Below are 18375 nucleotides of genomic sequence, written 5' to 3'. Positions count from 1 at the left end.
TCGATTATAATTTTGAACCTGTTAAGATTTCTTTTGCAAAATTTTAGTTAACTGTCGTTCTGAAAAATCCACTTCCGTAATTTATAGAGTTGTCTTCATTATTACGAAACTTAATTTTTATTTCCCCAAAAATACTATCCTTAATATTATAATTCTTTTTATCTAAAATAAGTTTTTGAGAAAGAATTTTGTAGCCTTTTTTTGATGTGTTCTCAATCACATTATCTGAAACATCTTCCATTTCAATTCTAAATCTATTTCCTAATTTATAGATTTGGATAACATTTCCACCAAATCCGTTAGATTGACTAAGTCTAAAATATCCGATTTGACTGTGATTTTTATTTTGCGAGACGCTAAAATCGTGACAAACAGTATCATTTTTCTTTTTCCCTAAAGAAAAGTCAGTACTTATTTTTTCAGGTTTATAATAACCGAGATCCCAAAAAATTTTATTGTCAAGATTTTTTATTTCTTTGGAACTGGCAATTTTTTCTTGAAATTCAATTTTTGTAAATAAAATGAAATACAAAGAAGTAATCACAATTATAATAATAGCGATAATAATTACAAAGATTTTAAAAAATTTCTTCATTTTATGATTATAATTCTGTTTATTATTACACCGAAATATAAGAAAAGAAATTATGTATTTAAAAATAAAAATCTGCTGCCACCCGATAAGTATTCGCATGAGCATCAATAATAGTTTTTATTTCCGGTGAATAACCGCCACCCATACTAACTTGCACAGGAATTTCAAATTTGTTGCAGTTTGAGAAAACAATTTCATCTCGCTTCTTACAACCTTCGATTGTACAACCTAATTTTCCCAATTTGTCTGTCGCTAAAATATCAACGCCGCTTAAATAAAAGATAAAATCCGGTTTTTCCTGGTTAATTAATTTTGGGACAAATTCATTGATTATTTTTAAATAGTCGTCGTCCGAAGTTTTATCTTCCAACGCAATATCAAGATCAGATTCTTCTTTTCTAAAAGGATAATTGGTTCTTCCGTGAACAGAAAAAGTAAAAACTTTTGAATTTTTTTGAAAAATTTCTGCCGTTCCATTTCCCTGATGAACGTCGAGATCAATAATTAACATTTTTTTGGCTAAATTTTTATCTAATAAATATTGCGCGGAAATTGCCTGATCATTTAACATGCAAAATGCTTCGCCACGATCTGAAAAAGCATGGTGTGTTCCGCCCGCGATATTGAAAGAAATGCCGGTTTGAAGCGATTTTTCACAACCTGAAATGGTACCTTTTGTGATTCTTAATTCGCGTTCAACTAATTCTGCAGACAATGGAAATCCAATTTTCCGTTGTGCTTTTGCATCTAAAGTTAAATTCAACAAAGAATCGACGTAATTTTTTTCATGTATTGCTAAAACGTATTTTAAATCGACAATTTCCGGTGCAAAAAAATCGCTTTCTTCTGTGATTCCCTGCAAGATTAATTGTTGAGGTAAAAGATCATATTTCAGCATGGGGAATTTATGACCTTCGGGCAAAGGATGTTTGTAAATTGGATGAAAGGCGATTGGAAGCATTTGATTTTTTATTTTTTTCTCGCTGATTTGGCTGATTTGGCTGATTTTCTATGATAGTAATTTACAGTATTTTGTAATTGATTACGTCGAATCTTCGATTTCCATAGGAATCTAAACGGTTGAGATTCCTACGGAATGACAAAACTCTGTTGATGTTATGTTCTAATATAAAGCGCTAATTAACAAAAACTACTAAAGTTCAATTTCAAAAAAACAAACATCTGCATTTTGATAATGCGCTTGAAGTTTGGATGAATCTTTCAATTTGTGCATTCCTAAAAAATTAAAGCCGCAATTTTTATAATGGTTGATCAAAACCATATTTTTGCCGCAAGTGTCCATTCTTACGAACTTTTTGTTTTGTTCTTTGGCAAATTCTTTAGACCATTCTGTGATTCTTTTCACGAAATTTTGTCCTCTAAATTTTGGATTTGTTGTCTGTTTTCCTTAATTTCTTGAGTAATAAGATCAGAATCAAATTCTGGCCAGACATTTCCGGGGAAATGTTTTTTTTGATAATCTGTCGCTACATTATAAAGCCTGAAAATTTCTGGAAGATCTTCTAAATTGCTGTTTTTAATTTCCAATTATATAAATTTTTTTGATAGATTTTTTTAAATAATTTTGTCATTCCGTAGGAATCTCAACTGTTTTTATTCCTGCGGAATGACAAACACACTTACTTAAATTGCAATAGTTTAATTCCTTACAATAACGTTTCGAAAGAAAAAAAACTTTTGAAAAATAGCCCCGATTGAAATGGAAATCCTTTTTTTACGCGAGCGAAGCGACCGTAAAAAAGATTGTAATGGAAAGCGGGAACAATCTTCGGAAAAAGCGAAAATTTGTTGCTTCTAAATCTGAACGCGCTAGAAGCACGTTCTTACTTTTTACGTGCCAACCATTTTTCTCCGTAGTAATAAATAACCAAAAACCCGAGGGCAAAAATGCATATTCTGGATGCTAGATCGCCCGTTCTGCTGTAAAAAGTAAGGTTATTATACAATTGAACTGTTGCGGGAAGCGCGGTGATGTCGCCGTAAAAAGTGTCTTCTAAAACATCGCCACGCGCATTAATGTGCGCGGAAATTCCGCTGTTTGCTGCGCGTGCAATTTCACGGTGATTTTCTACTGCGCGAAGTCTGGCATAAGCCATTAACTGCTTGTGGCCCAGAGAATTTGCCCACCAGGAATCGTTGGACATTATTGCAAGAAAATTAGCTCCATTTCTCACATATTCTGTAACATAATCGCCGTATATACTTTCATAGCAAACGATTGGCGCCAATTTTCCTTTGTTGAATGGATTGGTAAAAACTTTCCGCGTTTTGTCCATTCCGAGAGAAGCAGTTGTGCCGCCAAGATCGATCATGGCGTTGCCCAAAATTGGTTTTAAATAGTTGATGTAGGGAAACATTTCTACGCCGGGAACTAGTTTCGCTTTGTGGTAAACTTCCACATTTTTATCGGGCATTATTTGAATGGCAGAGTTAAAACTGTCCACATAAAATCCCTGCGGCGTAAGATAGGCAGTTTCAGATTTCGATTCTTCGTTTGGGTAAACTTTATGGGAAGAAATGCCGGTTACGAAAATAGAATTTGGTGTATTTTTAATAAAATCTTTGACATTATTTAATAGTAAACTTTGCTGAAAACCGTTCTCAGAAATGGAACCGTAACCGGGAAGTGCCGTTTCAGGTGCAATAAAATAATCCACTTTAGCGCCTGGTTTAACTTCTGCAATTTTGAGAAGATCTTTTAAAATCTGAATACTGTCAACAGTGTATTTTTCATTGTAAGGATCAAGATCGGGTTGAAGCAAAACGACGTTGGCTTTCCCGATTGGTTTTTCATTAAAATTTTCATATTTTATAAAAGAAATTATAATCGGTATAAAAATGATTGCACCTAAAATCGCTAAGTTTTTAAATAAATCTTTTGGTTTTCGTCCGGCTTCCCAAATTCTTAAAGTATAAAAGGCGAAAACATTAATTAAAAGAATCCAGAATGAACCGCCGGTTGCGCCAATTGTGTCGTACCATTGAATGACTTTCGGATAATCTGCGAAAGCATTTCCTAAATTTAACCAGGGCCAGGAAAATTCCCATTCAAGGGTGAGTTTTTCCATTGCCATCCAAATTACTACGAAAAAAACCAGGCCGAAATAAGTTCCTGCGGCATTTTTGTATTTGTGGTAAATTAAGAAAGTGATTGACATTAACGCGGAATTAAATAGAACCGGGAAAATAGCGGCCATCAAAGAATGGCTTCCGTCAGGATTTAAGGCGTTGTAGAGCCAGCCAGTCGTTACGATATTCCAGATCATAAAAGCCAAGTAACTCAAGCCAAAAACGACCAAAGGTTTTCTTTTTATTTTGCTGAATTTTGAAATTTCGTGTTCCATTATCAACAATGGAACGAAGGCGAAAAATATAAAAAACGGAATGCCGTAAGTGGGCCAGGAAAGGCTTAAAAGCACGGCAGAAATTAGACTGAGAACAATATATTTCATGTTATTTCATAGAAAAATTAAAGCGTAAAATTACAAAATTTTACGCTTTGATTTTTTGATTAGATTTATCAAATTCTGAAGCTGTGATTTCAATTTCTTGGCTCACAGATTTCACAGATTAGCACAGATTTACTTTTTCAGTGTTTTAAATTTACTATATTACAAGTTGTTTATCTGTGAAAATCTGTGCGACTCTTATTTGAGTTTAAAAAAAATATATTAAATTGCTACAACTTGATTTAAGTTATTCACCGCCGTTTTTAAAATTTCATAAGATCGCAATTTGGCTTTTTGACTGTAAATATGTGATGTGATCATCAATTCATCCACATGAAAAGTGTCCTGAAATTCTTTTATTTGATTTTCTATACTTTCTGCATCACCAATAAAACTATATTTCAGTTTTTGCAAAATTGCCGCTTTTTCCATTGGACTCCAGATATTATCCATATCAGTTGAAGGCGCAGGAAAAGGTTTTCGGTCATTGCGGATTATATTTAAAAAGGCCTGATAAAGTGTGGTTGCTAAACTTTTTGCTTCGTCGTCAGTTTCTGCGGCAATTCCATTAACACAGGCAATAATATAAGATTCATCCAAATATTCTGAAGGCTGAAAGTTTTCTCTATAAATGTAAAAAGCTTCACGCATCATTTCCGGCGCAAAATGTCCGGCAAAAGCATAAGGCAAACCCATTTCAGCTGCCAAATAAGCGCTGTCGGTACTCGAACCTAAAGTATAGATCGGAATATTTTGACCTTCACCAGGAATTGCTCGAACTTGCGCTGACGAATTATCTTCAGAAAAATAATTTTGAAGTTCAAAGATTTGTCTTGGAAAATGTTGATTTATATTTCTTGCATCTCTTCCCAAAGCCTGCGCTGTCAAACCATCTGTTCCGGGAGCTCTTCCGATTCCAAGATCAATTCGGCCGGGAAATAAACTTTCTAATGTTCCAAATTGTTCGGCAATAACCAAAGAACTGTGGTTTGGAAGCATAATTCCACCGGAACCAACCCGGATTTTTTTCGTTCCATTTGCGACATAACCTATTTAAATGGAAGGCGCAGAACTTGCGATACTTGCCATATTGTGGTGTTCTGCGAGCCAGAATCTTTCGTAGCCAAGATTTTCTATATGTTGGGCAGACTCTAAAATTTCATCAAAAGTTTGTTTTAAACTTCTGTTTTCTTTTACAGTCGCTAAATCTAAAGTCGATATTTTGAGTTGGGTATTTTTCATAGCTTAAGTTTCTCAAATTTTGAACCAATTGATTTTTCTGTAAAAATTCTGCCAAAATTTCATTAATCTTGAATTTTTGTATTCGTTAAATCTTTTATTGAAAATTTATAGTAAATTATTTTAACTTTACTGAACTATAAATCTATCACAATGGAAGGAAAAGAGGAAATTGTTGAAAAACACCCGCTAGCAATAAGGTGGTTTCATTGGGTAAATTTTCCCATTTTGGCGTTGATGATCTGGAGCGGTTTGCTAATTTATTGGGCAAGCAGCGTTTACAATATTAAAATCGGCAATACTGTTATTTTTCATTTTTTCCCGAAAGAGTTTTTTACAGCTTTGGGAATTCCTTACAGACTGGCAGAAGGGATGAATCTGCATTTTTTCTTTATGTGGTTCTTCTTTTTTAACGGAATTATCTACGTGCTTTACCTGATTTTTTCAAAAGAATATAAATATTTGCTTCCACAAAAAAGGTCTTTTAAAGAAGCTTTTCAAGTCGTTTTGTATGATTTAAAAATTAGAAAAACAAAACCAGAACAAACCAAATATAATGCTGCACAAAGAATTGCTTACACTTTGGTTATTTTAATGGGAGTAGGTTCTTTATTAACGGGTTTGGCAATTTATAAGCCAGTGCAGTTGAGTGGTTTGACTTATATTTTCGGAGGTTATTCTAATGCAAGAATCATCCATTTTGTCTTGACAATTCTATTCTGTTTATTTTTCCTTGTTCACGTTATACAGGTGATTTTGGCAGGCTGGCAGAATTTTATTGCGATGGTAAGAGGTTTTGAGGTTAATAAAAAGAAAAAAATTAAAGATGAAGAATAAGCAGGTCTCTAAATCATACATCGCAAGAACTTCAATTATTTCCGGCGTCATATTTTTGATATTTATTTTTGGTTCAGTATTTTTATTTAAAAAATTGAAAGCTGAGAAACAAGATAATGGAACACCAAACACTTTGCGCAAAACTTTAGATTTAAATGAAAAAATAGCAAACAATGCTTTTAACATAACAAAAACTACCCGAGTTTTTGATAAAAGCGAAGCCGCAAAAAACGTTCGCGTAAATGGTTATGTAGGAATACAAGATGCGCCAGATCGTGAAAATTATTTTATTAGTATTGTAAAAAATAACGGCGACACTTTAAAAGTGAGCGTTGATGAACTTAAAAAATTACCAAAAACAGAAGTTACTTTTAACTTTAAATGCATTGAAGGTTGGAGTCAAATTACCAATTGGAGCGGCGTAAAATTCACGGATTTTATAAAAGCCTATCATTTGGAAAATGAAAATGCATTAAATTATGTAGGAATGTCAACGCCGGATAAACAGTATTATGTAGGAATTGACCATAAAAGTATGATTCAGCCACAGACAATTTTGGCTTACGAAATGAACGGCAAAACTCTGCCTGCAAACCAAGGTTATCCGATCAGATTAATAATTCCTGTAAAGTATGGCGTGAAACATTTAAAAAGAATTGGAACAATTGTTTTCTCTAATGACCGTCCAAAAGATTATTGGTACGAAAGAGGTTATGATTATTATTGTGGATTTTAGATTTTGAAGTAATTCATTATAATCATCGTAATATTTTTCTCGCAGATTTAGCAGATTTTTAAACTATTGAATTTTAATCTGCGTCATCTGTCAAATCTGCGAGAGAAAAATCTATTATCTATCAATCTATAATCTAAAAGTCTTTTAAATAATATTCACTTCCCGTTCCAGTAATATTCCAAATTTTTCCTGAACAGAATCAATGATCATTTGTGAAAAATTATAAATTTCTTTACCTGTCGCATTTCCGGTTGCATTGATTATGACCAAAGATTGGTCTTTGTGACTTGCCACATTTCCGATTTGTTTCCCTTTCCAACCACATTGTTCGATCAGCCAACCTGCAGGAACTTTAATGCCGTTTTCATTTGGATAACCTGGAATGGTGTCAAAATTCTCTTTTAACTTTAAATAATTTTCTTTTGAAATAGTCGGGTTTTTAAAGAAACTTCCCGCGTTTCCGGTTTTTCGCCAGTCGGGCAGTTTGCTTTGTCTAATTGCAATTACGGCTGTTGAAACATCTTGAATCGTTGGGTTTTCAATTCCCATTTCTTCCAATTCCACTTTTATCGCGCCGTATTCTGTTTTGATGAGGTGATTTTTTGTGGTCAATTTAAAAGTCACTTCCAGAATTACATATTTGCCTTTGCCTTCTTTTTTGAAAATTGAATCGCGGTAACCGAAATCGCATTTTTCTTTATCAAATACTTCGACTTCTAAAGTTTCTAAATTTAAAACCTGGCAACTCACAAAAGAATCTTTAATTTCCACGCCATAAGCGCCAATATTTTGCATTGGCGACGTTCCAACATTTCCCGGAATTAAAGATAAATTTTCAATTCCGCCATAATTTTTAGCCAAACAATATTGAACCAGTTCATGCCAATTTTCTCCGGCTTTTACAGTGACTAAAACTTCATTTTCAGAAATTAGTTCTTCTGAAATTCCTTTTAAATTTAATTGAATAACCAAACCATTATAATCTTTGGTGAAAAGAATATTGCTTCCGCCACCGAGAAATAATGGTGTTTGGTTTTTGGTTTCTTGTTTTTGGTTGTTTAAAATTTCTATTAATTCTTCAACAGTCGACACTTCCGCAAAATATTTTGCCGAAACATCAACGCCAAAAGTGTTGTAGTTTTTTAAAGAAAATTTTTCCTTCATTACTTTTGTGCAGCCATTTTTTGAAGAATAACTTTCAAATTTTTGAGTTGTTTAGACTTTACTGGATCAGAAACGTTGGTTAATGTGTACGTTTTGTTGTTTGTCACTATTTCATAAATCTCATCCGGACCGTCATAATAACCTCTGCTTTTTCCACTTTGCGTATTTTTTATGTCTTCCAGATTTAAACCTGCAACAATTGAGTTCCAGTTTTTGATATCAATCTTGCTGCTTTTTGTCGGGATTTCTTTCGTGGCAATGCTGTTGTTCACAGAAATTAAAGAATCTTTGGTCGCCGTAATACTCACTGTTCCGCCTCTGCCAAAAGTATTGGTCACGGAAACAGAATTGATCGTGCTTAAATTTTTGTTTGTTTGCGCCGTCGTATTACAACTTAAAAAACAAAGCAAAATGACACTCAAAAATCCTGATATTTTAATCAATTTTATCATAAAGAATTATTTCACTGAATTATATTGAATAAGTGCATTGTGAAGCAATTCCACACTTCTTTTTAAATCAGTTTCATTTAAAACATACGCCATTCTTACCTGTTTTTTTCCTAATTCCGGATTGCTGTAAAAACCGCCCATTGGCGCAACCATAATTGTCTCGTTGTCGTGAGAATAGGTTTCTAAAAGCCATTGCGCAAATTTATCGGTATCGTCAACCGGCAATTCTGCCACGCAATAAAAAGCACCTTTTGGTTTTGGGCAAATAACGCCGGGAATTCCATTTAATAAATCTACCAAAAGATTTCGACGTTTCGTGTATTCTTCACGAACGCTTTGGATGTAAGCGTGGTCATTTTGATGTGCCGCCGCCGCAATAATTTGTCCAATTAAAACCGGACTCAATCTCGCCTGTGCAAAAAGCATCGCGGCATCATGGATTTTTTTCGAACGCGTCACCATAAAACCAATTCTTACGCCACACATACTATAACGTTTTGATTCAGAATCTATTATGATGCAATTTTCCGCCAGTTCTGGAAATTCTAACATTGAAACTTGTTGTTTTCCATCATAAACATATTCGCGGTAAACCTCATCAGAAATCACGACGATATCATGTTTCAAGGCAATTTCCGCTAATTTTTGCAATTCTTCTCTCGTGTACAAATAACCTGTCGGATTTCCCGGATTGCAAATAATGATTGCGCGTGTTTTATCCGTAATTTTTTTCTCAAAATCTTCAATCGGTGGCAAAGCAAAACCTGTGTCAATCGTTGATGGAATGGCTACAACTTTCACATTATAGGCTGCTGTAAAACCATTATAATTCGCATAATAAGGTTCCGGAATAATAATTTCGTCACCTGCGTCGCAAAGCGTGGAAATTGCAAAATTCAAGGCTTCCGAACCACCGTTTGTCACGATGAAATTATCGGTTGTTAAATCATTAAATCCCAAAGAATGGTAATAATTATTGAGCGCCGTTCTGTATTCCAGATTTCCTTCAGAAAGTGAATATTCCAAAACCTTTAGATCGATGTTTTTCAAGGCATTCAAAGCAGTTTCCGGCGTTTCAATATCGGGTTGACCGATGTTTAAATGGTAGACTTTCGTGCCTCTTTTTTTGGCTTCGATAGAGTAGGGAATCAATTTTCTTATGGGTGAAGCGGGCATTTCCTGCGCGCGCCGGGATATTTTTGGCATTGCAATTATTTTTTACAAATTTAAGGATTTTTAGAAGCAAGACCAAGATTTTTCTGTTTCAAATTGGTACCGGCTTTCCGCTATATCTTTTTCTTTTTTGTAAAAAAAAGAAAAAGGATGCCGCTTCAATCCGGGCTAAATAGATGGGTAATTTTATTTTTGAAGGGACGAAAAATGCGGTTAAAATAAATTGCGAATATTATATTTTGCTGGCGCGAGCGTCACGCTCGTGTCCAATCATTTTATGAAGATTTTTTATTTATGCACGGGCGGGACGCTCGCGCCAGCGGGGGGGGTTAAGATGGTGGGTTTTGTTCGGCATTAGCGGGACGCTAGCGCTGGCGGGGCAATCGTGCGGCAGCGGGTGCTATTTTTAAAATTCAAAATTAATAATTCCTAAAAAACTACAAATTCCAAATGCTCAATTCAGCATTTCTACCCCTATTTTGCCAAACCCACGTTAGCAGCACTTATTTTGAGTTTTTGATACATTCTGTATATAATTTGAATTTTTCAGCACTACTTGGATCAACATCTTCGTCATAAATATATAGTCTGAATTTTTTAATTTTCTTTGTTGAAAATGTCAAAAGGTCTGTTGATGTCAATGTAATAAATGATGAATAATCAAAACCATTACTTCCTGCATCAACATCAATTTTTGAAGATCGTGTCCATTTTGTGCCATCTTGGAATAAAATTATAACGCCACTTTCATTAACATTCACTGTACTTCCATTTGTATGCAAACTCAAATAATAAACTGATTTTCCTTTATTAATATGCTTATAGATTATCATCGGTGATATTTGTCTACCACTCATTAAAGGGGAACTAAATTTGAGTTCACTTGTGAATTCATCTTTTTCTTTTTCGATTTTAGAGCAAAAATAGTCTGTTGGATACTTTATCTTAGAGGTGTTGAATGGAAAATTATGCTCATATTCTTTGTCATACTTATAATAAATTTTCTGTCCGCTTGCAGTATCTTTCAAAACGAATAGTGGTTTAGCAAAATAATCCGTTTTAGAAGATTCATTCCACTCTTGTCCTGTTTTATCAATAATATTTTCTACAAGGAATTTCTGTTTTTTAAAGAATCCTTAACAGTAACAAAATTATATTTCGTGTCTGGATATATTACATTATTGTCATAGGCAGACTGACAATACTTTATGTCTGAATAAAAAGTGTGGTCAAAGCCTGAAATTGGATTGTCAATTAATTTCAGAAGAACTCCTTTGTAAAGTGAAAATTCATCGCCAAGGTAGTTTTGCTCAAATGTTGTCTGTGCTTGAACTTTCAAAAAGGTCGTCCAAAGCACAAGAAATAATAAAAATCTTTTTGTCATACTAATTGTTTGTCTATGTTACGGGTTTTTATATTTGCTACCAACGCTTTATGTCTTTGCGATGGTGCGGATTAATATGATAAATCTTTCTTTTATAAACTAAACATCGGAATATTTAAAATCTTTAAATTTGCGAGAATCCCGCACTATTGCAAAACCGCTGCTAGCGGTAGTTTTTTTACCAAAGTTCTTTTTCAGGAAATAGAGTTCTTAAGCGTTTATCAATTTCGTTGGTCAGTTCTTTATAGCCTTGTTCGATTGGATGATATACTAATGCTCTGTGATGTTTCAAATCTGAAGGAATATCATTAATGGATTGAGTAATTGGTATTACAGTTTTTCCCAAAGTATGAGCAATTCCAACTTCATAAAATACATTTGGATTTTTTCCTGTAAAATCAGCAATCATTACTTTAGAAGTAAAAATAAGCTCAAAAATATCTTGAATAAATGTAGTGTTTTCCCAAATATCATCTGCTTTTTTGCATTCTAAACCTAAATTGTCACAAGCATTTTTTACAGCGTTAAATGTTCCTTGTTGAGAAAATGGTAGCATAACTGTAACTAATTTATCATTTTGAGATTTAGTAGGAATACTAAAAACTTGAGGAGAAAATGTCATCATTTTTTTAGGCACTTCAGTATGTGCTGTTGAAATATATTCAGAAACTTGTGGATTAGAAAATTTTTCAGAAAGATAAATCTTTATCTCTTTAAAATTATTGGTGTCAAGTTTTATTATTTCGTCCAATACAGTTAAAACATTTCCCTCATAATCTTCATCTCCAAAACTTAAACTTCTCAATAATCGAGGATGATTTTCAATTATATCATTACATCCTAAATAAAATCCCAATTCTAACCATTCTGACTGACCGAATTGTTTCAATATTATGTTTTTAATTTCTAATAGTTCTTTTCCTTGAGTTTTATCCATTTTCTAAAAATGTTGAATTTTCCTGTTTTTTTTTAAAATTACCGCTAACGTTTGGGTATTTGCGAAGAAAGCCCCTATGCACAATGTACTTTTGGGGCTTTTTTTGCAAATATCTTGTTGTAAGATGTTTTCTTTAAGTGGTCTTTAGATATTTATAAATAACTAATGCAATTAAGTAGAACCAAATTAAAGTGCCTATTGCAATAAATACATTACCAAAAAATTTGTACTGATTGAGTTTTAATAGTACTCCAATAATTGATGCAAATATTGATGATAATAATAAAATTTTGTTTCTAGTTGTCATATTAATTTATATTTTAATTTTTTATCCATGAATTTGGCAATATGCCGCAGCTACAAGTGGAACAGCAGAGTTAGAATACCAAGCGACACAGCCTATGAAACCATCGCAGATATCATTGTATGCTTGGTCGAAACATTCTCTAAATGGTCGTCTCCCGTATGCAAGTGTTGAGTTGATTTCTTTACCATTTTCAAAATATTGTTTTGTTTCTCCTTCTCACATTTGTATAAAACATTTCACCATTACCTTTATTATCAACCAAATTTTCAATTATTACCCCGTTATTAACATCAAAGGTCTCATTTTTCTTAACTGAAACTACCAAAAATTTTGTCGTACTATTTTTAAATACAATTGTATAGGAAATTGCGGCGTCTTCCCAAACTGTTTCAGTGACTTTAGTCAAATCCAAATCATCTGCCGAAAAAGCATTTTTTGAAAAACTGTTTGATGATTTAATATTATTAAATGTCATTTTATCGGTTTTGTTAACATAATTACTTATAGAAACAAATCCGTACTTTTTTTGTAATAATGTGCTTTCTTTTTTATTATAAAGTGATTCAGTCGTTGATAACATTTCTGTATTTCCATTTTCACCACTTCTACACGAGTAGATTATAGATAATGTTAATACTGAAAAAATCGCTAAAATTGAAAATGTTCTTTTCATAAAATTTATTTTAATGTTTTTTCCTACTTATTTTGTTATAGTAACTTCTCATTATGAAGGCAGGTTTTCGGTTAATTCCAACCCGTTGCACAATTTTTTTAATTTGAAATCTTTGTTGTCAAAGCGTTTCGACAGTTTTGAATATGAAAAATCAAAGTTTCATTAGACAATCTTTCGATAACGTTCCATCCTAAAAATATCTTACAACTTGTATATATGTATGACAAAACTACACAAAGCCACCCATTTATGGGTAGATATGTATGACTGCTGACTTTATTAATAAATCAAATATAGAAAATTGAATTGAATAATAATTACGGAATACCGTAATTTGAAATTACTATTCTTCCTTTCGAACGAAAAATACCCAAACTTTTAGCCCCGATTGAAACGGCATCCTTTTTTGTTATTGCGATTGCGATCATTTTCAACGGATTGCTTCGTTCCTCGCAATGACAAAAAAGATATAGTAGAAAGCGGGTACCATCTTCAAAGAAGCGAAAATCTTGTTGCTTCTAAGTTTTTATAATGTCAAGGGATTGCTTCGTTCCTCGCAATGACGAAAAGATTGAAAAGTGTCTCGCAATGACAAAACTTTGCTCGCAATGGCTTGGGGAAATTGTTTATCTTTACTTTTAAATTTTAAAACTATGGTAATTCTTTTGGTTATTGTCGCACTGGTTGTGATTTTTGTGATGTATGGCGTTTCTATTTACAACAGATTGGTGAAATTTCGCACGATGGTGCAGGAAGCGTTCAGCAGTATGGATGTGATGATGAAAAAACGCCACGATCTGATACCGAATCTGGTGGCGACGGTGCAAGGCTACGCGACGCATGAACGCGCAACGCTTGATAGTGTGACGCGCGCGAGAACGCAGGCCGTGAACGCAACGACTGTGGAAGAAAAGCAGGCGGCGGAAAAAAATCTTGGTCAGGCAATGGTCAATTTAAACGCGGTAGCGGAACAGTATCCGGATCTGAAAGCGAACAAGAATTTTATGCAGTTGCAGGGTCAATTGTCTGACCTGGAATCTGACATCGAAAAATCCCGCAGGTACTACAACGGAACGGTGCGTGAGAATAATATTCTGGTGGATACTTTCCCAAGTAATTTTATCGCGAATATGTACAAGTTTGTGAAATCACCTTTCTTTGAACTGGAAAGTCCGGCGGAAAGAGCGGTTCCTGAGGTGAAATTTTAAGGTTTGAAATCGTTATTTAATAGGTTTGAAAATAGACATTCGCGAAATTGGGCGTTTGCCTGGTCTTTTTTAAAACAGTAAAAACTTTATATGAAGCGGTTTTTTGTCTTTTTATTCCTTAGTTTTTGGGCATTTTCTTTTGCGCAGACGGATTCATTAAATACGGAAGAAAGAATTATTTCTTTCCATTCTGATATTGTGGTGAATCAAAAAGGTGGCATTCAGGTTTCGGAACATATCAAAGTTTATGCGACAGGAAATACTATTCGTCGCGGGATTTTTAGAACGCTTCCGGAAACCAGAAATTTAAATAATAAGGAAGAACAGGTTCGGTATTCTGATATTTCTATCACGAAAAATGGTGAAAAGGAAGATTATCACACGGAAACAAATAATGGAAATCTGGTAATTTACGTCGGTAAAAAAGATGTTTTCCTGACGCCGGACGTTTACGATTATGTGATCAATTACACGGCGAAAAATCAAATTGGTTTTTTTCCGAAATATGATGAATTTTACTGGAATGTAAATGGAATCGCCTGGGATTTTAAGACTGAAAATATTTCAGCCAATATCAAATTACCGGACGGCGCAAAAATCATTCAAAATTCCTGCTACACGGGAAAGTATGGCGAGAAAGGACAAGATTGTACTTATGAGAAAATTTCTGATAATGAAATATCTTTTTCGGCAAATAATTTTTCTGAAAATGAAGGTTTAACGGTTGCGATCGGTTTTGAGAAAGGTTTGATTATTCCGCCGCCACCGCCCACTTTTTTAGAAAAATACAGCATTTTAGGGGCAGCAATTGTGTTTTTAATTGGCCTCTTTATTTTCTTTTATCAATCGTGGGACAAATATGGCAGAGATCCGGAATCACCGACGATTTATCCGCAGTTTAATGTGCCGAATAATTTGTCGCCGGCTTCTTTTGGTTATCTGAAAAAAGAAAGATTTGACAATAGTTTTATCACGGCAGGCGTTGTAGATTTAGCCATAAAAGGTTATCTAAAAATTACTGAAACCGAGGAAGGTGGACTTTTCGGTCATTTTAAACAGAAAAGATATACGATCTTAAAAGTTCAGGACAGTGATAAAAATTTGCCTGCGGAAGAGCAGGAAATTATCGACCGTTTATTTAATGGAAATGAAACTTCCATCACTTTAGATAATCAATATGACAGCGGGATTGAGACGATGGTCAATTCGGTGAAAGCGAGTTTAAATTTTCAGCACGATGCTTTTTTAACGGCGGGAAATAATCAAAACAAATTAATTTTGCCAACTTTAGCGATCCTGGCTTTTTATGGAATTGCCTTATTTACAAGTTATTTCCTTGATCCGGATTTTGGAAAAATAGTGTTGGGCGGACTAATTTTCGTTGCCTTGACTGTTGTATTCTTCATCGTTCAGTTTTTTGGAAAGTTTAAATTTTCTGCTAAACTTTTTTGGATCGTGCCGTTCTTTTTCTTTTTTATCTCAACGATGGGTTTAAAAGTCGGTTTGACTTCTTTAAATGATCAAAATTTTAATTTTTGCTATTTATTTTTAATGATCGCTTTTTCTGGTTTGATGGTTTACAGTTATCTCATCAGAAAACCAACAGTCGAAAAATTAGAACAAAAATCTTTGATCGATGGTTTTGAAATGTATCTGAGCGCGGCGGAAAATCAGTTGATGAAATTTCACAATCCGCCAAAAATGACACCTGAAGTTTTTGAGAAATATTTGCCTTTTGCGATGATTTTGGGTGTGGATGAAATTTGGGGCAAAAAGTTTGAAAATACGCTTCAATCGATGAATCAGCCTTATCAAAACAGTTGGTACATCGGTGGGAATTTTAATAATATGATGTTTGCCAGTTCTTTTGGCAGCAGCATGACCAATTCGCTAAGTACGGCTGCAACGCCACCTTCAAGTTCGGGAAGTGGTTCCGGCGGCGGCGGATTTTCTGGCGGCGGTGGCGGTGGTGGCGGTGGTGGCGGTTGGTAGGATTATTTTAAATAATTCTATTCGCTTTTTGTAAACGCATATTAGAACCGAATTATTTGGTTTTTTTAGAAGCAAGAAAAAGTTTTTTTTTGTTTGAAATTAAGTCCGGCTTTCCCTACAATCTTTTTTGTCATTGCGAGGTACGAAGCAATCCGTTGAACATTTTTATAATCGCAATAACAAAAAAGGATTTTCGTCCAATCCGGGCTAAAAAGAAGGTTTATTGTTTTTTTTCGAAGGGACGAAAAGTATGTTAAAAATAAAGTGAAATATTTGCATTTGCTTGCGCGAGCGTCTCGCTCGTGTCCAATCTTTTTTTTTAACTTTTTTTTAAGGCACGAGCGAGACGCTCGCGTCAGCGGGGTGAACTTCGGAACAGAGATTATTCTGTTAAGATAAAATTTCTTGCGAAAGAAAAACTTGAATTTTTCACATATTTCGCAATCTCGCAAAACCGCTGTTGGCAATAGTTATTTTAGTCATTTCCATAGTCAAAATCTGGTTCAATATTTTCAATTTCAAAATATTCTCTTGGGTCAAATATTTCCTCAATTTTATATTGGCCACCAAGTTCAATTGAGTCTAATTCTTGGTGGTTTGTAAGTTGCAAATCACAACATAAACAAATAAAATAGGTTGGTAAAATATTTAAGTTTTGGGTAATATCAGAATCACTTGCTTTACCTTCTGAAATCGAAATTAGTTTACCTGTTAATATACCATTATTTCCACAAGAAGGACAAATCTCATCTTTTCTATATACTCGACTTCCAAACCATTTGTCTCTTTCTGAATTTGAAATTTTTTCAGTTTGTATTTCAATAGAAAGGGCCTTGAAACTCTTTTTGTGTCTTGAAATCCTATCTTTTATAGTTTTTTCGAGATTTGCTTCTCTCTCGGCAATCATTTCTTCAGCTGCATCTGCTTCATCACTTCCTAAAAAATCCAACAGTGTTTTTTCTTGAAATTCTAATAATATTTTTAAAGTTTTATAGTATTTTGAAAGCCATATTTTTGTGGGGAAATTATCGAATCCTAAATTTCCACTATGAAGTTCTTCATTTCGCTTGATAGTTATTTCTTTACAAAATGTTTTTTCATTTTCTGTAAAATTTGGAACAATCACTTCACATCTTTCTAAAACTGTTTTGGTTGGAACAGAAATAGGAATATATAATGGCTTTTTTTGGAAGCCAAAAACATAAAGGATATTTTCTCCTTCTCTTGGGTCAGCTAGTAAAACAGGATGAACTTTTGCTAAAGTTGCTCTTGCAATAAATTCAAGTGCAATTGCTGAAAAAAAAGGAAACATTTCACTTTCTCTGTCTTCTGAAAGTGCTTTGCTTATATAAACTTTAGCTTTTAACCATAATTTTTCGTAAGTCCAAGCGCTATCAAAACTCATTGTATCATAATTCTTTGAATGTTTCTAAAATCAATTTCATTGTCTTTAACCTCTGGTCTTGTATGTAAATATTTCCAATTATCAATAATTACTGTTTTATTAATTTCCCAATTTATTATTTTTTTAGGCAGTGAGGAAATCAATTTTTCTAAATGTGTAGAGTTATCATTTTTCATATCAATAGGTTGCATTATACAATTATCAAATCTAAAAATTTTTTCATCCTCTGATAATATTGATGAATAAAATGATGAATCTTTTGATTTAACTTTCCAAACGGAATGTTTTAGTATTTGTTTATCAAAAGAATTTATGTTTTGTAAATTACATAATATTGTTGGTGTTGGCTTTGAAATTCCATTAGTGTATCTTAATAAGATAAATTTTGGTGGAATTTTAAAATATGCACCATCAGTATGATAAGGAAAATCACTAGTACCAAAATTTGCAGATAAAGATTGTTTATGAGCATTTTCTTTTTTTAATGGAATCAAATTATCAATCAAACTTCCATTAATTCTTGAAGATATTGGCCTGCCTAATTCACAAGCAAGCTTTAAAAAATCATCTTCATTATCTATTTTAAGTTCTGTCATTTTTTTTAATTACTGCCAAATTTTATATATGTATGGCAAAACTATATATAACCACGCAAATACGTGATGGTTTTTATGAATATCGAAATACTTTATATCCAACCAAATATAGAAAAAGGAATTCGATAAAATTGTAAAAACCATAATTCAAGAAATTACTCTTCTTCTAGTCGGGCAATAAAAATAAAAGAACTTCTAGCCCCGATT

The 18375-nt window shown here is 33.5% G+C and carries 18 protein-coding genes and 1 pseudogene; 4 read left to right on the top strand and 15 right to left on the bottom strand.

The genetic code is table 11. The features are described 5' to 3' along the window. Positions 1-43 precede the first annotated feature (43 nt). The 6 genes and pseudogenes from BM238_RS07510 to BM238_RS07490 form a co-directional block, all read right to left on the bottom strand. Positions 44-595: a hypothetical protein gene (locus BM238_RS07510; RefSeq protein ID WP_143093365.1), complete on the bottom strand. Its 552-nt coding sequence runs from the start codon at positions 593-595 to the stop codon at positions 44-46. A gap of 58 nt (positions 596-653) precedes the next feature. Then, positions 654-1556, bottom strand: coding sequence for a histone deacetylase family protein (locus tag BM238_RS07505; RefSeq protein WP_090079572.1), 903 nt, complete (start codon positions 1554-1556; stop codon positions 654-656). Between the two features lie 192 nt (positions 1557-1748). Beyond that, positions 1749-1961, bottom strand: coding sequence for a hypothetical protein (locus BM238_RS14530; RefSeq protein ID WP_233741937.1), 213 nt, complete (start codon positions 1959-1961; stop codon positions 1749-1751). After that, positions 1958-2143, bottom strand: a complete 186-nt coding sequence (locus BM238_RS14525) for a hypothetical protein (RefSeq protein WP_233741936.1) — start codon at positions 2141-2143, stop codon at positions 1958-1960. The genes BM238_RS14530 and BM238_RS14525 overlap by 4 nt, the downstream gene beginning before the upstream one ends. Positions 2144-2439: 296 nt before the next feature. Then, positions 2440-4068, bottom strand: coding sequence for an apolipoprotein N-acyltransferase (lnt, locus tag BM238_RS07495; protein ID WP_090079571.1), 1629 nt, complete (start codon positions 4066-4068; stop codon positions 2440-2442). Between the two features lie 219 nt (positions 4069-4287). Next, positions 4288-5307, bottom strand: a pseudogene (locus BM238_RS07490) (LLM class flavin-dependent oxidoreductase). A gap of 150 nt (positions 5308-5457) precedes the next feature. On the opposite strand from BM238_RS07490, the gene BM238_RS07485 reads away from it, so the two are divergent. Beyond that, positions 5458-6141 carry a cytochrome b/b6 domain-containing protein gene (locus tag BM238_RS07485; protein ID WP_090079570.1) on the top strand — a complete coding sequence of 228 codons (684 nt, stop codon included), beginning with the start codon at positions 5458-5460 and terminating at the stop codon, positions 6139-6141. Next, positions 6131-6877, top strand: coding sequence for a molybdopterin-dependent oxidoreductase (locus tag BM238_RS07480; protein ID WP_090079569.1), 747 nt, complete (start codon positions 6131-6133; stop codon positions 6875-6877). Before BM238_RS07485 ends, BM238_RS07480 begins: the two co-directional genes overlap by 11 nt. A 144-nt stretch (positions 6878-7021) precedes the next feature. Here BM238_RS07480 and murB read toward each other — a convergent pair whose 3' ends face one another. The 7 genes from murB to BM238_RS07445 all read right to left on the bottom strand — a co-directional run bounded on the left by murB (position 7022) and on the right by BM238_RS07445 (position 12967). Continuing rightward, positions 7022-8041 (bottom strand): UDP-N-acetylmuramate dehydrogenase, encoded by a 1020-nt coding sequence (murB, locus tag BM238_RS07475; protein ID WP_090079568.1) that lies wholly within the window; start codon positions 8039-8041, stop codon positions 7022-7024. Then, positions 8041-8493 carry a hypothetical protein gene (locus BM238_RS07470; RefSeq protein ID WP_090079567.1) on the bottom strand — a complete coding sequence of 151 codons (453 nt, stop codon included), beginning with the start codon at positions 8491-8493 and terminating at the stop codon, positions 8041-8043. Before BM238_RS07470 ends, murB begins: the two co-directional genes overlap by 1 nt. A gap of 6 nt (positions 8494-8499) precedes the next feature. Beyond that, positions 8500-9699: a pyridoxal phosphate-dependent aminotransferase gene (locus BM238_RS07465; protein WP_090079566.1), complete on the bottom strand. Its 1200-nt coding sequence runs from the start codon at positions 9697-9699 to the stop codon at positions 8500-8502. Between the two features lie 470 nt (positions 9700-10169). Further along, entirely contained in the window at positions 10170-10694 is a 525-nt protein-coding gene (locus BM238_RS07460; protein WP_090079565.1) for an SRPBCC family protein, read from the bottom strand. Positions 10695-10771: 77 nt separating this feature from the next. Next, positions 10772-11050: a hypothetical protein gene (locus tag BM238_RS07455; protein ID WP_143093364.1), complete on the bottom strand. Its 279-nt coding sequence runs from the start codon at positions 11048-11050 to the stop codon at positions 10772-10774. 178 nt (positions 11051-11228) lie between these two features. Beyond that, positions 11229-11987, bottom strand: a complete 759-nt coding sequence (locus BM238_RS07450) for a hypothetical protein (RefSeq protein WP_090079563.1) — start codon at positions 11985-11987, stop codon at positions 11229-11231. 497 nt (positions 11988-12484) lie between these two features. Continuing rightward, positions 12485-12967 carry a hypothetical protein gene (locus BM238_RS07445; RefSeq protein ID WP_090079562.1) on the bottom strand — a complete coding sequence of 161 codons (483 nt, stop codon included), beginning with the start codon at positions 12965-12967 and terminating at the stop codon, positions 12485-12487. Between the two features lie 578 nt (positions 12968-13545). Here BM238_RS07445 and BM238_RS07440 point away from each other — a divergent pair. Both BM238_RS07440 and BM238_RS07435 read left to right on the top strand, forming a co-directional pair. Further along, entirely contained in the window at positions 13546-14175 is a 630-nt protein-coding gene (locus BM238_RS07440) for a LemA family protein (protein WP_233741935.1), read from the top strand. Between the two features lie 90 nt (positions 14176-14265). Continuing rightward, positions 14266-16167, top strand: coding sequence for a DUF2207 domain-containing protein (locus tag BM238_RS07435; protein WP_090079561.1), 1902 nt, complete (start codon positions 14266-14268; stop codon positions 16165-16167). A gap of 475 nt (positions 16168-16642) precedes the next feature. Here the strand turns inward: BM238_RS07435 and BM238_RS07430 are convergent, their stop codons facing one another. Then, entirely contained in the window at positions 16643-17572 is a 930-nt protein-coding gene (locus BM238_RS07430) for a hypothetical protein (protein ID WP_090079560.1), read from the bottom strand. Further along, positions 17569-18168 (bottom strand): P-loop NTPase family protein, encoded by a 600-nt coding sequence (locus BM238_RS07425; protein ID WP_090079559.1) that lies wholly within the window; start codon positions 18166-18168, stop codon positions 17569-17571. The genes BM238_RS07430 and BM238_RS07425 overlap by 4 nt, the downstream gene beginning before the upstream one ends. Positions 18169-18375: the final 207 nt, after the last annotated feature.

Origin of the sequence: Halpernia frigidisoli (assembly GCF_900113805.1) — a bacterium.
GTDB classification, from domain to species: domain Bacteria; phylum Bacteroidota; class Bacteroidia; order Flavobacteriales; family Weeksellaceae; genus Halpernia; species Halpernia frigidisoli.
Note: the sequence above shows the minus strand (reverse complement) of the source record. Positions and strands in the feature narration are given on the sequence as shown.

Bases quoted from the DNA above. Each gene is read 5' to 3' on its own strand.
- BM238_RS07510 (WP_143093365.1), bottom strand. From the start codon at position 595: ATGAAGAAATTTTTTAAAATCTTTGTAATTATTATCGCTATTATTATA.
- BM238_RS07505 (WP_090079572.1), bottom strand. From the start codon at position 1,556: ATGCTTCCAATCGCCTTTCATCCAATTTACAAACATCCTTTGCCCGAA.
- lnt (WP_090079571.1), bottom strand. From the start codon at position 4,068: ATGAAATATATTGTTCTCAGTCTAATTTCTGCCGTGCTTTTAAGCCTT.
- BM238_RS07485 (WP_090079570.1), top strand. From the start codon at position 5,458: ATGGAAGGAAAAGAGGAAATTGTTGAAAAACACCCGCTAGCAATAAGG.
- BM238_RS07480 (WP_090079569.1), top strand. From the start codon at position 6,131: ATGAAGAATAAGCAGGTCTCTAAATCATACATCGCAAGAACTTCAATT.
- murB (WP_090079568.1), bottom strand. From the start codon at position 8,041: ATGAAGGAAAAATTTTCTTTAAAAAACTACAACACTTTTGGCGTTGAT.
- BM238_RS07470 (WP_090079567.1), bottom strand. From the start codon at position 8,493: ATGATAAAATTGATTAAAATATCAGGATTTTTGAGTGTCATTTTGCTT.
- BM238_RS07465 (WP_090079566.1), bottom strand. From the start codon at position 9,699: ATGCCAAAAATATCCCGGCGCGCGCAGGAAATGCCCGCTTCACCCATA.
- BM238_RS07455 (WP_143093364.1), bottom strand. From the start codon at position 11,050: ATGACAAAAAGATTTTTATTATTTCTTGTGCTTTGGACGACCTTTTTG.
- BM238_RS07450 (WP_090079563.1), bottom strand. From the start codon at position 11,987: ATGGATAAAACTCAAGGAAAAGAACTATTAGAAATTAAAAACATAATA.
- BM238_RS07445 (WP_090079562.1), bottom strand. From the start codon at position 12,967: ATGAAAAGAACATTTTCAATTTTAGCGATTTTTTCAGTATTAACATTA.
- BM238_RS07435 (WP_090079561.1), top strand. From the start codon at position 14,266: ATGAAGCGGTTTTTTGTCTTTTTATTCCTTAGTTTTTGGGCATTTTCT.
- BM238_RS07430 (WP_090079560.1), bottom strand. From the start codon at position 17,572: ATGAGTTTTGATAGCGCTTGGACTTACGAAAAATTATGGTTAAAAGCT.
- BM238_RS07425 (WP_090079559.1), bottom strand. From the start codon at position 18,168: ATGACAGAACTTAAAATAGATAATGAAGATGATTTTTTAAAGCTTGCT.